The 14,360-nt window shown below is 66.5% G+C and carries 9 protein-coding genes and 1 tRNA gene; 3 read left to right on the forward strand and 7 right to left on the reverse strand.

Annotated elements, in window-relative coordinates:
• Positions 1 to 270: 270 nt before the first annotated feature.
• The 5 genes from ACTHMS_RS11725 to ACTHMS_RS11745 all read right to left on the reverse strand — a co-directional run bounded on the left by ACTHMS_RS11725 (position 271) and on the right by ACTHMS_RS11745 (position 10,047).
• Positions 271 to 1,245, reverse strand: coding sequence for a PD-(D/E)XK nuclease family protein (locus ACTHMS_RS11725; protein WP_440306845.1), 975 nt, complete (start codon positions 1,243 to 1,245; stop codon positions 271 to 273).
• The gene (locus tag ACTHMS_RS11730; RefSeq protein ID WP_440306846.1) at positions 1,242 to 6,710 is read right to left on the reverse strand and encodes a DEAD/DEAH box helicase; all 5,469 of its coding nucleotides are present in this window, start codon (positions 6,708 to 6,710) and stop codon (positions 1,242 to 1,244) included. Before ACTHMS_RS11730 ends, ACTHMS_RS11725 begins: the two co-directional genes overlap by 4 nt.
• 20 nt (positions 6,711 to 6,730) lie before the next feature.
• Positions 6,731 to 7,627 (reverse strand): hypothetical protein, encoded by an 897-nt coding sequence (locus ACTHMS_RS11735; RefSeq protein WP_440306847.1) that lies wholly within the window; start codon positions 7,625 to 7,627, stop codon positions 6,731 to 6,733.
• A gap of 16 nt (positions 7,628 to 7,643) precedes the next feature.
• Complete coding sequence (locus ACTHMS_RS11740) at positions 7,644 to 9,740, reverse strand: hypothetical protein (RefSeq protein ID WP_440306848.1); 2,097 nt, start codon at positions 9,738 to 9,740, stop codon at positions 7,644 to 7,646.
• A 231-nt stretch (positions 9,741 to 9,971) separates the two neighbouring features.
• Positions 9,972 to 10,047, reverse strand: a tRNA-Ala gene (locus ACTHMS_RS11745).
• 193 nt (positions 10,048 to 10,240) lie between these two features.
• Between ACTHMS_RS11745 and ACTHMS_RS11750 the strand changes: the two genes are divergently transcribed.
• The 3 genes from ACTHMS_RS11750 to ACTHMS_RS11760 all read left to right on the forward strand — a co-directional run bounded on the left by ACTHMS_RS11750 (position 10,241) and on the right by ACTHMS_RS11760 (position 12,285).
• Entirely contained in the window at positions 10,241 to 10,516 is a 276-nt protein-coding gene (locus ACTHMS_RS11750) for an HU family DNA-binding protein (RefSeq protein ID WP_440306849.1), read from the forward strand.
• 103 nt (positions 10,517 to 10,619) lie between these two features.
• Positions 10,620 to 12,014, forward strand: a complete 1,395-nt coding sequence (locus ACTHMS_RS11755; RefSeq protein WP_440306850.1) for a colicin D domain-containing protein — start codon at positions 10,620 to 10,622, stop codon at positions 12,012 to 12,014.
• Positions 11,980 to 12,285: a colicin immunity domain-containing protein gene (locus tag ACTHMS_RS11760; protein WP_440306851.1), complete on the forward strand. Its 306-nt coding sequence runs from the start codon at positions 11,980 to 11,982 to the stop codon at positions 12,283 to 12,285. The genes ACTHMS_RS11755 and ACTHMS_RS11760 overlap by 35 nt, the downstream gene beginning before the upstream one ends.
• Here the strand turns inward: ACTHMS_RS11760 and ACTHMS_RS11765 are convergent, their stop codons facing one another.
• A complete protein-coding gene (locus tag ACTHMS_RS11765; protein ID WP_440306852.1) occupies positions 12,286 to 13,701 on the reverse strand; it encodes a MauE/DoxX family redox-associated membrane protein in 1,416 nt (471 codons plus the stop codon).
• Positions 13,702 to 13,717: 16 nt separating this feature from the next.
• The gene (locus ACTHMS_RS11770) at positions 13,718 to 14,332 is read right to left on the reverse strand and encodes an SCO family protein (RefSeq protein ID WP_440306853.1); all 615 of its coding nucleotides are present in this window, start codon (positions 14,330 to 14,332) and stop codon (positions 13,718 to 13,720) included.
• Between the last annotated feature and the right edge of the window lie 28 nt (positions 14,333 to 14,360).

The raw sequence follows: 14,360 nt of genomic DNA on the forward strand, positions 1-14,360 counted from the left end.
GGCGACAGCTACCGCATGAAACAAGCCCGCACGAGAGGAGACACCGCCTCGAAAAAGAAGTGATCACCCGCGAGGAGTGGGGACTTTCAGTTGGCCACCAGCGGGGACCACAACTTGGCCGTTGACATGACGCATCGAAGGACGTGGCAAGATGATGCGAGATCAACGTACGCGATAACGAAATTTCATCGCTGCACTCCCGATGGGCGTGGTTGCAAACCAACTCCGTCATGGTCAGACTAATTCATCATCATTTGCAACGACCTGGCGCTACGCCGACACCCTGGCGAGCGCACTCTTCGTCCCCCAGCGCCAGATTGGCTGCTCACCATCTGCACGCTGCGACGCGCGGACTCGTACCGCGCGGATCGAGGCGCCGTCGATATCGGACAGGAGCACCGTCGGGACGCCGCTCAGCAAGACTGCACCGTCGGCAGTCTCCAGCCACAACCCGGTCAATCCGTTGGTCGACCGCTCGCTGCGGCTGACGCGCCCGGCCACGCAATCACGCCTCGTCCATGAGGGCGCTGCCTGCCACTGGGCGTCGCATCGCAACCGTCGGCGACAGAAGCGGCAGGTCTCCTCACTGGGGTTTGCCGTAGACGGATCAGCGCGCCGAGCCGCTTCAAGTCCGGCTATAGCCACCGCAATGTCGCGGTCTGTCAGCGGCACGGGGATACGCCCGCGTTGCGTGCTGAACACCTCGATGCGATCAGGCAGCCGACCGTGTTCCTGCCCAACGAGATACGCATAGATGCTCAGCTGGAACGTGATCCATGGTGACAGTCCATCATCGTCGAGCTGTTCAGTTTTCAGGTCGATCAGCGTGATCTCGTTTCCGATTACAACGATGTCCGGCGTGCCGTAGATGTGCAGGGTGGCACAGCGGATCGTCCGTTCGGGAATAACCTCGCTGACATCGGTGCCAATCGCCTCGGCCAGCACTGGAGCACGGGCAAGCAGGCGCTTACCCGTCAGGGTCCAGTCCGACGGCAAGTCGGAGCCAACCTCCGCAACCGCCCGATCAATCGCGGCCCGCATCGCGCCGCGTACATCGGCCTCTTCGTAACCGCGAGCACGCACCCAGAGATCCACGACCCGATGCGCCAAGGAGCCTTTGTTCTGTGGCGGTCCGTCAATCTGCACTACCCCAGAGACGCCGGGGCCTGCCGACGCCGGGCACTGCGCTACCCGCCATGCGTGCGTCGGGGAAAGCCAGCCGCCGTCGTCGGGGGGCGTCGTCACAGTTGGCCGGCGACGTCGTCGCAGAGCCGGAACACCCTGCCTGGGTCGCGGTCGAGCGTGAATGCGTCAACAAAGAATGTCTGCTTAGCGCTGTCGACCTCGGCCTCCGCGAACGCCGCCGCCTCAGCCAGCCGCTCATTGAGGAACGTGCTCTCGGACGCTTCGAGCGGGTGCCGCACGACCAAGATGTAATCACCGAGCTGCGGGTGCGTGAAGCGGACGGTGCCAGGTACGGACGGAATCGGAGCCGCGTCGTAGCCGTGCGACCAGTTATCCAGCGCCCGCTGTTGGTCGGCAAGGTCTACCGTGAGGTGCCCGGTTCGCAGCACCTCGAGCAGATCCCGGGCGAGACGCCAATCCAGCAACGCGTGATATGACATATTCCCGTAGTCGCGTAGACACCGGTAGCACGATGCGGTGCAGATGCCGGCGTGGTCTGGTTCGGCCAGACGCGCTAAGTATGTGTCGACGTCGTCAAGCAACGACGGCAACACCGCTGGGTCTCCCAAATAAGTACTGAATCCCGCACCGTTCTCTAGCGTGTCGGCGATGAAGGCGTACGGCGCGGGCTCTCCGTTAGCCATGCCCGCGAAGATGCCGGCCACCAGTTCAAGCGGCTCAATGTCCAACTTTGCCGCGGCGACCTTACGCAGCATGAAAGCGAGCGAGTACCAAGCAGCGCGTCGCCCATCGGACGGGTCTGCTGCCCCGCTCGGTTGGAAGCGCGAGGCGAAGTTCAGCCGGAGACCTTCAGCTGGCAGCGTGCCGTGTTCGGGACCGAAGAACAGGAAGTCGGTCGGTTGTACTGCGCCCAGGGCGACATCGAATGGATCGCCGCTGGCATCGTTTGCCGCGACCAGTCCCTTCGACACCGCCTCGACCGAAACGTATCCGCCCCATGCAGCTCTGCCTGCTGGCGGCGGTGCCGCGGGCCGGAAGCTGAACAACCGGCCGCCGTTGTCATTGATCACGTAGCGTTGACCCGGACCCGAGTAGGCCACAGCCGCACCGTGCGGTTCCTCATGCAGCGCCGACAGATCCGCGAGTGCCCGTGCTGCCATTGCGCGCGGCGACCAGCTGAAGTTGCCATCGAAGTCTCGTGGCCAGGCTCCCGCGCGGAAGCCGAGCGGCTCGCGCAGGGTGAAGCGGGCGAACGCATCCGGAGACCCGCACTGGGGGCAGATCGTGATGTCGCCGAGGTTGTCCGACGACAGGAAGGAACAGGACCGGCAGAGATAGATGTCGCGACTGACGCCGAGGGGGTCATCTGTCGATAGGCGGGGCGGTCGGCCGACGCCCTCGAATGCGGCAACGCCCACCGCGGTGTAAACGCGCCCGTCCCGGACGACTTCGCTCATGGGAGCGAACTGACTGACGGCCATCGCAAGGTCGCGGTCAATGGTCATCCGAGGCGGCCAGGGATACGAGGAACCGGGGCGGCGCAGATACAGGTAGCGCACGCTAGTTGGGAACCCGAACATCGGCAGCACGCCGCGCTCAGCCAACCGCTGGCTCAGTTCGTCATCGCCCACGCTCGCGACCGCGGCGTCGATCAACCCGGGCAGCTCGGCGATGCACCGGTCGGCCAATTCGACGGCGCGCGGGGCCAGTGGCGTGCGATCGACAATCGCGACTGCTGCCTGCTCAACGATCGGACGGTTTCGGGTTAGCCAGTCGACGAGAAGCGGCCGTACGGTCGGCCAATCGGCAACCGTCCCGAACGCCCCGTGCACATTGGCCGTTCGGTTGAACTGCACGCCGGTCGCGTCGATCGCGTCTGCAACTGCGGGCAACGCGAGGCGCAGTGTCTCACCATGGAGCGAGCGCAGCAGGATTTCGACACGACCCATCGCGAGGTATGGCTCAGGGGTCGGATCGTTGGTGATGCGGTCGGGCGCGTCGAAGTAGTACTCGTCGTGGCTACGGCCTCGACAGACCGTCAGGGCTACCGCCACCGGCGTGCCACGTCGACCAGCACGGCCCACGCGCTGCTGGTAGTTGAACCGGGTAGGGGGCATATTTCCGAGCACGACGGCCGACAGCGCGCCGATGTCCACGCCAGCCTCCATAGTGGTGGTTACGCTGAGCATGTCGATGCCATCCGCGATAGGCACCTCGGGATTCGCGCCGGTCTCAAGGAAGACCTCTTGGAACCGGGACTGGCGCTGTTGCGCGTCGCTCCGGTCGGTCTGACCGGTAAGCTCCTCGCTGTTAAGGCGGAATCGCCCGGAGCCGGTGGTGGCGCGCCAGCCGTAGTAGTCCTCCTCCACGACGTACGTCGTCGCAAAGTCGGGCAGCACGGTGCCGCAATAGGTGCAGTGGGCGCAGCCGCGCGTCAGGTGTCGGCGATGGCAGTTCGTGCACTCCCACGCGCGCCCGTCACCCTGGCGCAACATAACGCGAGATGGATCAATCAGGTAATCACGCACCGCCGGCCCACATTGCTCCGCGAAGATGCGTGTCAGGTCGGCAACGGTGGGACCGCCAGCTTGCTCGATCTTGCGCCAGAAGCGGTTGAGCTGACGCGGCGGACTGCCAGGCCGCGGATCACGCATGCCGTCGAATCGGCGCGTGTCCGCGAGCACGCGGAGACTGGCTCGCGCGTAGGCGAGGTCGGTCGTGACCGGCTCGTCGATTGCCTTGGTGTCGGTCGCGAGTGCCAGCCAGCCGAGACCGAGCGATTCGAAGTCACGTCCGGCTCCCGAAAACAACCCACCCAAGATCTCGACCATCAACGATCGGTTGATCTCGGCACGAAGGTCTCCCTGTTCAGGTGAGACGCCGGCCCGCGGCACGACCGGACTCGCATCCCAGTCATAGAGCGTTGTCCAGCGTCGCTTCGGGTTGCGGGCGGTCTCCTGGAGACTGGCGTGCGGCCCACCCGGATTCAGACCGAGGCCGAGCAGTACTTGCGCGATCGCACCGGCACTCACTTCAAGTGACGAGCCGGCGGACAGGCGTGCCACCAGGGACGACTCGTCAGCAGGGTTGGTGCCCGGTCGCCCCTCCCAGATTTTCCGGAGTTGGCCAAAGACGTTCGCGTCACGGGCTTCCAGACGATCTATTGCTACCCAGGACTCGGGCGTCTTGCTGTTGTCGACGACGTGTGTTCGGGCAAGGGCCAGATCCGCCGACGGGTCAGTCGTGGCACTCAAGTACTCGACCAGCAGCAATCGCAGCAGGTCCTGGTAGTGGCGAAGACCGAGGCCGGACGACAGTTTCGCCGCATCTTGTCGGCTGTCGGTGAAAAGGATGACCTTCCGGTCCTGTACCGCCAGGTCTGTCGCCAGCTCGGTGGTCAGGACCTGATTGATCTTTTCGAAACCGGTGCGCATGCCGCGGATTGGCGAGCGCTGGGTGGCGGGGTCGGTGTGCGGCAGGCGACCACTGCGTCCGTACTCGATTGCCCAGTCGTCACCACAGTTCGGGCAGCACGTCGGGAACGGACTGACAGTCGCGATGTCACGTGCCGGTCGGACGACGGCATGGAAGGTCCAGCCGGTATGCCCGCCTGTCGTGCCAACGTTGCGGACCTCGCCGTTGGCCGGATTGAACGCACTGCGGCGGAAGCTGTAGGTGACGTTGCCACCATCGCGCGTCCAGCGCGTCGTCTCCGGACCGTCGAGATCCTCCGCCGCATTCGGCCAGTACACGAGATAGTTTGCGGCGGTCCGCTCAAGCCGTACCTGGTCCGGCAGTTTGGCCAGCTCGGGTACGTCGCCAAGCAGAAGGGTCCGGACCGTCCGCTTCTGGGTGGCGCCCTCCGGCGTGAAACCCCCGAGCAGGACGTCACCACAGTTCTGGCAATACAGCAGCTCCAGCGCCCGAGCACCGCAGCTGCAGCGGGTGACCGGTTCGCTGAACAGGCGACCGACCGGGCGCGGCTCGGCTCGGTCAGGTGCATCGGGACAGTTCGGATCGGTGCACGCCCAGACCCCGGGTACGTTCCGGAAGAAGTAGTGCGCCCGCAGCTTTGGGTCAGTGTCAACGGGCAACTCGGCCATGCCGCGAAGCAAAGTTGCCAGCGCATCGTCCCGCTCGGGCGCAGCAGTGTCCGGGAAGACGCGCGCGGCCAGCTCCGGCAACGCCTTCGCAGACGCGACTTCGTCGCCTTTCTCATCGGGGTCGAGGAAGGCCCGGCGGACCGCGTCCAGGAGACCGTGATCGCGGGCGTACGCAGCAGCGTCGACCGCCTCGCTCGAGCGGATTGCGGCTGCGTCCGCGGCGGCGCCGCTCGTCGCCGTGGTCGGCATCGCCAAGTTGCCACGCACGAAATCGAATGAAGCGGCATCGACGCCGAAGAACTGCTCGAGGTATGCCTGGTCACGCGTAGCGTCGATCGACGCAGATGCGGCGAGGATGCGCAACTTGTCTGGACGCTCCGTGAGGCCAAGCCGTTGCTTTAGATTGCGCAGCAGATAGGCGACCTCGGTCCCGGCGGTCCCCCGATACATGTGCAGCTCGTCGATGACCAACGTAAAGCGGTTAGCCGGATCGGCGTCGAGCCACGCCCGGGTTGAATCAAAGAAGTTCTCGTCGCGTTCTCTCAGCAACATCACGTTCAGCATCGAGTAATTGGTAACGAGAACGTCGGGCGGGGCGTCAGCCATATCCCAGCGCGACCGCATCTCGGCACCGTCGAGCCGCAGCACGAAGTAGCGGACCTCATCCTTACCTGTCGACGCGGCAACAGCCGTAGCTCGCAGCGCGCGCTGTTCAGTTTCTTGCAGAATCTGTTGCAACCGCTCAACGGCGATGTCGCTGGTCCGGCTGCCCGTCACGGGCGTCGCACCGGTGTAGCGGCCAAAGAAGAAGCGGTGGCCGTGCCGATTGGTGTCGAGCCAGGCACGCACGTCGTCGCTGTCAAGCGCCCGACGCATGCGCATGAGTTGGTCGTCAACCAGGGCATTCATCGGGTAGAGGATGAGGGCCCGAACGGCTGCGGGCCGCCCGGACTCTCCGTGACGCTGCGATTGAAAGCCAGCGCCGGGCGTCCGCCACCACGGTACGAGCGGCGCTGCGTGACCAGTCCAACCGCGCGACTCTTCGAGCAACGAGGCAAGAATCGGCAGCAGGAACGACTCAGTCTTCCCCGAACCGGTGCCCGCCGTGATCACCATGTTACGACCAGGTGTTAGACCGGCCGCAAGCGCCTGCTCCTGATGGAGATACAGCGGCCGTCCCGGCGGGATGAGGCCTGCGCTGGCGAACGCGCCGAGTTCATCCGGGCCGTGACAGAGGGCCACCGAGTCTGCCAAGGTCCTCAGGGCCGTTACGTACTCAGGTCGGAGCTCAATCAGCGGCCGGCGATACACCCCGTTGTCGCGATCGAACAGCTCGCGCCGTTCCGTCTGAAGACGTTCGTCTGTCAGCCCGAAGGGCGTGTCGTAGTAGCGGAAGTACGCCTCGCGCAGCCGCTCGAAGGTTCCGATGACATCTAAGCCACGGGGTACCGCAATTTTCATTTGCCCTCCCGAGCGCGCGGTCAGTCGATAACCGAGACGACCTGACGAACTGATCTTGCCACCAGGTCCGCCACCGACCGAGGAATGTTTCGGTAGATCGCAGTCCGGGCGGTATTGCCGAATTGGGTTGGCAACCCACTGCAGAGCACCAGGGCCCTGGCCTGAAGCGGTGGCAACGGTGCTCCTTGGTCGACGAATAGGGTGCCGATGTCCTCGCCGTGCACCTGGCGCTCAGATCGCCAGCGCACCATCCGTTCGTGCCGCTCCGCCAGTGCCCACCAGATGCCTGGGGCGTGCTCAGTGCGGTGCCAATCGCCCCCTACTCGGTAGCGGTACAGCTGTCGCCCGTTGACGAGAAAGCGGCAAAGCCCGTCACCGTCCGGCAGACCGCGGGCAAAGTCGATACCCCGTGCACCGCCGACGACGAGGTGCTCGACCGGTGTACCCCAGGCAGGTTGTCCCGCGGGTTCGCCGAGTTCCACCCGCTGCAAGCGCTGGGCGATCCCGCGTGCAGCACATCCCACGTAGCGCACCTCGTTGGCGCTAAGTGCTTGATCGAGTTCGGCGAGTGATTCGGTCTGGAGGTAGACCGTTGCAGGTGTCGGTAGCCGTGCCTCGTCAGTTACCCCGGGCTCCGCCACGAAGAGCGCGCACTCGGCTTCAAGCTGGTCAATCAAATCGAGCGGACGGCGGCCGGTGAGCACGACGGTGCCGTCACCTGCCGGAAGCAGCGTCGCCGTGGCGGGTGCAATCGCCCAGCGGCCCCGGTCCCAGTCCACCTCGGCATGGCCGAGCGCCGACATGTCGCGCAGCCAACGGCCGGACGCGGTCTTGCCCGGACTGAGGTTGGCGGTGCGGGCGAGCCACGTGACGCGCTGCCGGAGGTCCTGGATGTCGCCTGCGCTGGTCTCACTCATCCAGGCCAGCATCGTGTCAACGCGCACGGGTTCGCTCCCATGCTTGCGTGTACAGGCGCCACAGCGGGCTCGGCGAACGTACACTGGCTGACAGCTCCCCCCAGACAGCACGATCGGCGGCCGTCAAACCGCGAAAGGCCGGTTCGGCACCCCTGAGCTTGGTGACCGTCCACCCCGCAGTCCGCTTCTGCGCGAGCCACACGGCTGTGCTTGGCGGCACCTCGAAGAAGGCGAAGGTCAGGGCCGGCAGACCAGTCGGCGACGGCGGATCGCTGATCGTCGTCATTCGACCGTCGGCACCGATAAGGATCGTCATCGCGGAGCCGCGTCGCGCCAGCACTGGACGTGCAACGTCCATATCGCGGACGAGTGCGCCACAGATTTCCGCGGTGTCGGGCGCGGAGTCGCGTAGCGCGCCGTCGATCCAGCCGATGCTGCCGACATTGGCCCGACGGTCATCGAGCGATCTGCGTTCGACGACGAAGGTGAGCGTCTCGTCGTCAACCTGCACAGTGTGGTCGGTGGGTTCCATGCCGCCGCGGAAGCGTGACAACGGAATCGGGAACAATGACGCGCGAAGACGGCTGGTCATCCCGTCGAGGCTGACGTCGACGTAACGCGTCTCATCGCCCATGGGGAGCACGAGGTCGGGCTCGCCGCCTGCCAGGTACACGTTAGCCGCGATATGCCGATCGATCGGCAAACCGTTGATCAGGCGTGGTCGAACCGCCGCCCCACGGCGCAGGCCCGCCGCGACCGAACCGGGCATAAGCGCAAGCGCGTTGTCAAGGCGCTCCTGATCAGAGAAGACGACACGGTCGAAGACGCTGAATCCGCCGCTACCCAGTAACCGGTCGGCGAATGCCGAGTCGAGCGCGCGCCACCCTTCGTCCGCCGCGGACCGAAGCGCCTGGTTCACCGCACCAGCTGCGTCGGTGGATGAGACGAACACGTGCTCTTCGAATGGCTGAACCAGATCAACCGACATCCAGCCACCGGCGTCGGCGTCGGCAGCGAGAACCAGCACCTTGGTGGGCTGAAACTCCGCAACGCAGCGTTCGCCGCGGGCGACAAGTCCGGACGCCAGGTCGGATGCTCGTACGGCCGGCAAGCCCTCGGCACGGTACATGGTGCTGTGCGGATCGGCCGTGATGAGGGCCTCGAACGCCTGCCCGCCGCAGATCCCCCTCAGCAGGTCGCCCGTGATATCGCGTACGGCGGGAACCACCCACCACGTGCGGGCGTCATCTAGGTCGACTGCCAGGCGTAGGTCGAGCCGGCGCAGACCCTCCGCCGTGATGATCTTGCCGTCCCAGGCAGTCGCCAGGTCGTGGAGCATTGAAGTGAGGAGCGGCAGCACCTCGTCATCACTCAACGATTCCACGAAGCGGTCGGTGAGGCCGTGGCCCCGGTGCGTGACCCAGCGTCGCAACATCCGCAGCAGGGAGTCAGCACTCGGCACACCGGCGGACTTTAGGCGTGCGGCCGAAAAGAAGCGGGTCAGCGCCGCGCGGTCGCTGCGGCGCACCAAGGTCTGCGACAGTGGATAACCGATGCGTGACTCATTGGCAGTTCCGGCCTGAATTGTGGAGGTGCCGAACGCGCCCTGCTGCTCCCGCAGCCAGCGATCAAGCTGTTCCCACATCTCAACAACGTCAAGGAACGCACTGCCGTTGCGGAGTGCCGTCAGGACGCGGCTAACGGTGGCTTCGTCGGTGACGTCCGGCAGCAGGGCTCCAACCAGTCGCCGGTAATACGCATTCCGTCGAGCGCTCGCATCCGTACGCATCTCAGACGCAGCAAGCACGCTCAAAGCGAGGATTGGCAGTGTGGGGGGCGGCTCCTCTCGCGGCCCACGGCGCCAGAGCGCTTCGAGCCGCTGCGCGCGGCCGAACATGCCCGAACCGCGCCCGACATCCACGATCTGCCGCACCGCCGAAGCCAGCGACCACGCGCCGTCCTCGCCCGGGTCAGCTAGCCGCTGCAGCTCGTCGCGATCGACGAACAGCACGACCGGTTCGTACGCCCGACCCGCAAAAAAGGAGTGCGCGAGCCGCGCCTGCCACCGGGCGTATGTCTGCGGTAGTACAGGCGGCGGGCTGGCGACGGTCACACGGGGACCATACGGCGGCAACCCAACAATTGCCGTCCGGCGAGACGGGTAGGTCAGCTGAACTGGACGTCATTCTCGAACACGGCCTCAGCAAGCGCCTCGTGCATAGGCTCGAGGTGCCGTATACGACCAGCGAGTCCATGGAGGTCAATGAAACTGGTCCCCGAAACGTAAACACCCGCCCGGAGGGGACCGGGTGTTTCGCTTGTACAGGGTTGGAACGTCGCGTGTTGGTGGAGCTGAGGGGACTCGAACCCCTGACCCCCACACTGCCAGTGTGGTGCGCTACCAGCTGCGCCACAGCCCCGTACTGCCTTGCCGGCTCCCTGGAACGAGCCGTCCACAAGACTACACGGGCACCTGAGACGGCCGACGAGTACCGTCCCCGGAGGCGGTCCGACACGCGGAAACCCCCCGAAACACGGGCCCTGCAGCGGTCTGAGCAATACTGGGGCCGCTAACTCGGTGCAACCGCACCCCCACGATCAAGGGAGAACCCAGTGAACCGCAAGGAACTGGTGGCAGCTGTCGCAGAGTCTGCCGACCTGGAGCAGAAGACGGTGGACGCCGTCCTGCGCGCCCTCCAGTCGACCCTCGAGGACGCTGCCGCGAAGAACGAGAAGGTCAGCGTCCCCGGCTTCTTCTCGCTGTCGGTCGGCCGCCGCGAGGCTCGCGAGGGCCGCAACCCGTCGACGGGCGAGACGATCCAGATCGCCGCGGCCAACACGGTCAAGCTGACCGCCGGCAGCGCGCTCAAGGACGCCGCCAACAAGTAGGTCCGCACGCTTCGACGGCCGGTTCCCTGATCGGGAGCCGGCCGTTCGTCGTTGTCCACAGGCCCCAGCGGCCGTGTACGAATCTTTCGTAGGCTCCCCCGCCATGGGCCCGACGATCGACGTGACGCCGGAGCGCTTCGGCGCCGCCAGCCGCGTCGTCGGCGCCCTCATCGGCGAGCCAGCGAACGACGCGGCCCGCCGCCTGGTCGCCACGCTGTCCGGTTGCGCCGGGATGGCCGGTGACGACCCGGTCGGACGTGACTGGGGCTCCACCTACGACGCCGCCGCCTCGGCCACCCTCGGCGCCACCCGCGACGTCGTCGACGCCGGCTTCCACCTCGCCGCTCTGCTGCAGAAGACGGGCTTCAACTGGGCCGGCGCCGAGATCGCGTCCGTGCCAGGCGTCCGCTGGACGCAACCGGACACCAGCGTCTGGCGCTACTACCGGTCCAACGTGCCGGACGCGCCGTCGTCGTTCGGCGTCGGCTCGGCCGGACTGCCGCCGCACTGGCATCTCATCTCCGACGTCATCGACCGCGTCTGGCCGAACGGGCACCAGGACAAGCTGCGCACCGCCGCCACGGCTTGGGCGGAGTCCGCCGCCCTGCTCGACGACCTCGCCGGCACCGCGCCGCTCGCTGAGGCGAACATCCTGGCCGAGCGGACCCCGGAAACCGACGCCGCGCTGAGCGCCTGCCGCTCGCTCGGCGGGCACCTGTCCGAGCTCGCGGCAGCCCACCGCGTGCTGTCGAGCGCCTGCACCGACTACGCGCACCTGCTCGACCAGCTGCACCACGAGGTCATCGGCGAGCTCGAGAGCCTCGTCGAGTGGACGGCCGGCATCGAGATCGCCGGCGGACTCTTCAGCGTCATCACCGTCGGACTGTCCGAGGCCGCGGCGCAGGCGGCCGAGCTCGCACGTATCGCCCTCACGGCGCGCTCGGTCGCCGCGATCATCGACCGCATCGGCTCGCTCATCGCCACCTGCGCCCGCACGATGCAGACGGCCGTCGAGACCGCCGGCTCGGTGAACTTCCGGCTGCGCGCGCTGCTGGACGCCGGCTATGCCCGAGTCACCTACCTCGGCGTCGACGCGGGCGTGATGAACATTGGCCGCGACGGCGCTGCCCTCGGCCCAGCGTCAGCCGAGCAGGCGGCACTCCCACCGCTACAGATCACGCGCAAGCAGATCGAGAAGAAGTTCGACGATCACGCGCCCGCCATGGGCATCGAAACTCCGAAGAGTCGTCAGGCGTACCAGGAGCTCGAGCGCGCCATCGAGCACTTCGTCGACGATCCCGCGACCATCCGCATACCGGACGGCACATACCGAGACGGCCCGGCGATCTTGAACGTCAACTACCAGACGGAGCAGATCGTCATTCAGCACTCGGACGGTCGCTTCTGGACCTGCTGGAAGATGAAGGCGTATCAGATCGACCGAGTGAGGAAGGACAAGGCCATTGGCATCGTCAGGCGTCGTGCCGGGGCTTCGTGACGCACTCGCTCGCTACCTCGACCTGCTACAGCCCTACGTCGACCGGCAGATCACGCCGCGTGAGTTCCAGCGGCAGTTCCTGGTTCGCTACCTCGAGGCAGACGACGAGGGCCCGGACGAAGCGCTCGAAGTTCTTGACGCCTTCTTCGCCGAAGTCGACAGCTACGTCGATGACCCAGCTCTCCGCGACCCCGCCGACCGGGATCTCGGACCAGACGAGCTGATGGCCGAGGCCGAACAGCTACTTGAGCGCGCCGGACTGCGTCCCTGACTACTTCTTCTTCGCAGCCGACGACGTCTTCGCGGCCGGCTTCTTCGCAGCCGACGACGACGGCTTCACGGCCGGCTTTGACGACGACGTCGAAGGCGACGGAGCAACCGACGACGAGGCAGACGACGACGGAGCAGGAGCCGACGACGACGGCGGAGCAGGGGTCGGCTTGGGCCCGTGCAGCCCCGCCTCCGCAATGGCCGCCTTGACCGCCGACAGCGACGCGGCCACCGAGCGACCATTCACGAGCACGGTGAGCCCGGCGGTGTATCCGCGCTGCGACGCCCGCTGCGTGATCGCCTCGACGACACCGAGGTGCTGTTCGTCCCGCACGCAGGTGCGGAAGGTGGCCACCTGCGCCTTGGTGAGTCCGATGGTCGTGCCGTAGCCCGCAATGTCCGACAGCGAGGGGCCGGAGGAGCCGACAGGCGGCTGCACCTGCTTGCCGCCCGCCGAGCCGAAGAACAGGTTGTTCAGAGCGACGAACTTGTCGACCGAGACGTCGGTGGCGCAGATGGCCGCGTTGGCCGCGCGCGACGACCAGCGGTCGCCCTTCGAGTCCGCGTCCAGGAAGGCGACCGGGTGGTAGCGCACCTGCGCGGTGTTCGCCTTGACGTCGGCCGCCAGCGTCGAGGCGACGGCCTGGTTGAAGGCCCGCGCCTGCGGCGAGGCGTAGTCCTCGAACAGGTCGACGGTGGCCGCCGCCTTCGTCCCCGACACGATGCCGTTCGTCGGAGCGGCGAACAGCGTGCTGACGGCCCCGCTGATCTTGGCGCGTCCACCCTGCACACCGATGCCGATGAAGAAGATCAGGGCGAGGATGAGTCCGAGCGATCCGTTGAGGTACAGCGACCGCGAGCGCGCCTCCTTGCGCTTCGCCTCGACGGCCGCGACGTATTTCTTGCGACCCTCCGGCGTGCGCAGCCGCTTGGCTGACGGCGGCTCGACGTAGTCATTGCGGGCCAGGTACTTGTCGACCGAGATCCGGCTCGCGGGGAACAGCACGAGGTACGCCGCGAGCACGAACAGCCCGAGCGCGCCGAGGATGTGCAGGAAGTAGTGCGACGAGCCGTTGGTGAGTCCGCCGATGTTGAACCACCCGACGCGCACGTCGAGCCCCCGTGCCGCCGCCTGGATCAGCGCCACCAGGAACAGCACGAACATCACGACCGCCGCGGACGCGAGCAGTCGCGTCGCGATGCCGAGCACCAGCAGCACGCCGAGCACCAGCTCGAGCACCGGCACGCCGTAGCCGACCGCGTACGACGCCCAGTCGGGCGTCACGTCGTAGGCGCGTACCGCCTGGGTGAACGTGCGGGGCACCCGCAGCTTCGACAGCGACGACCAGACGAGCACGACGCCGAGCACGAGGCGGGCCAGCGTGCCGAGCCAGGGCCGCAGACGGTCAAGAGTCACGAGGCGGAATTCTGCCTCACGCCACCAGCGGGAGATCGTGTGCCATTGACTTCGACTCGTTCGAGCTCTGCGGGTACTCGACCCGCGCGTAGTCGTCCTTGCCGTAGAGCAGGGCCAGCGCCGAGTGCTGCTTGCCGTCGTCCTCGGCCAGTGGGATCCGCGACGCCGCCTGCGCCGCGTCGATCTGGTCCTGGGTGCCGCGCAAGCCGATGATGTGCGCGCTGATGCCGTGCGAGAAGTTCTGCAGCCAGCGCTGGATCACCGGCGCCGTGTCGTGCTTGATGTCCGTCGTCACGAACACGACGTAGGTCTGCTCCTGCAGCGCCTTCGGCTGCTTCGCCAGCGCGTCGTGGATGTCGATCATCGTCGTCGGGCACACGTCCGGACAGTTCGTGTAGCCGAAGAAGAGGAACGTGGGGTGTCCGGCGGTCTGCTGGCCGAACGCGAACGGCTTGCCGGCGGTGTCGGTGAGCGTGAAGCTTGGACGCGGCTGGGCCGGGTCGAGGCCGAGCCCCTGGTACGGACCGCTGCCCGCGTTGTCGTTCAGGTCGGACGCCTTGGGCGTCGCCGCTCCCCCGCTGCTGCTGCACGCGGCGAGCGCCAGCGCGGCGAGGATCGTTGTCAGGAGCACCAGGACACGACGCACACCCTCATCGTGC

It is taken from the genome of Jatrophihabitans sp., from assembly GCF_051960575.1.
Lineage (GTDB): Bacteria > Actinomycetota > Actinomycetes > Mycobacteriales > Jatrophihabitantaceae > JBQCEE01.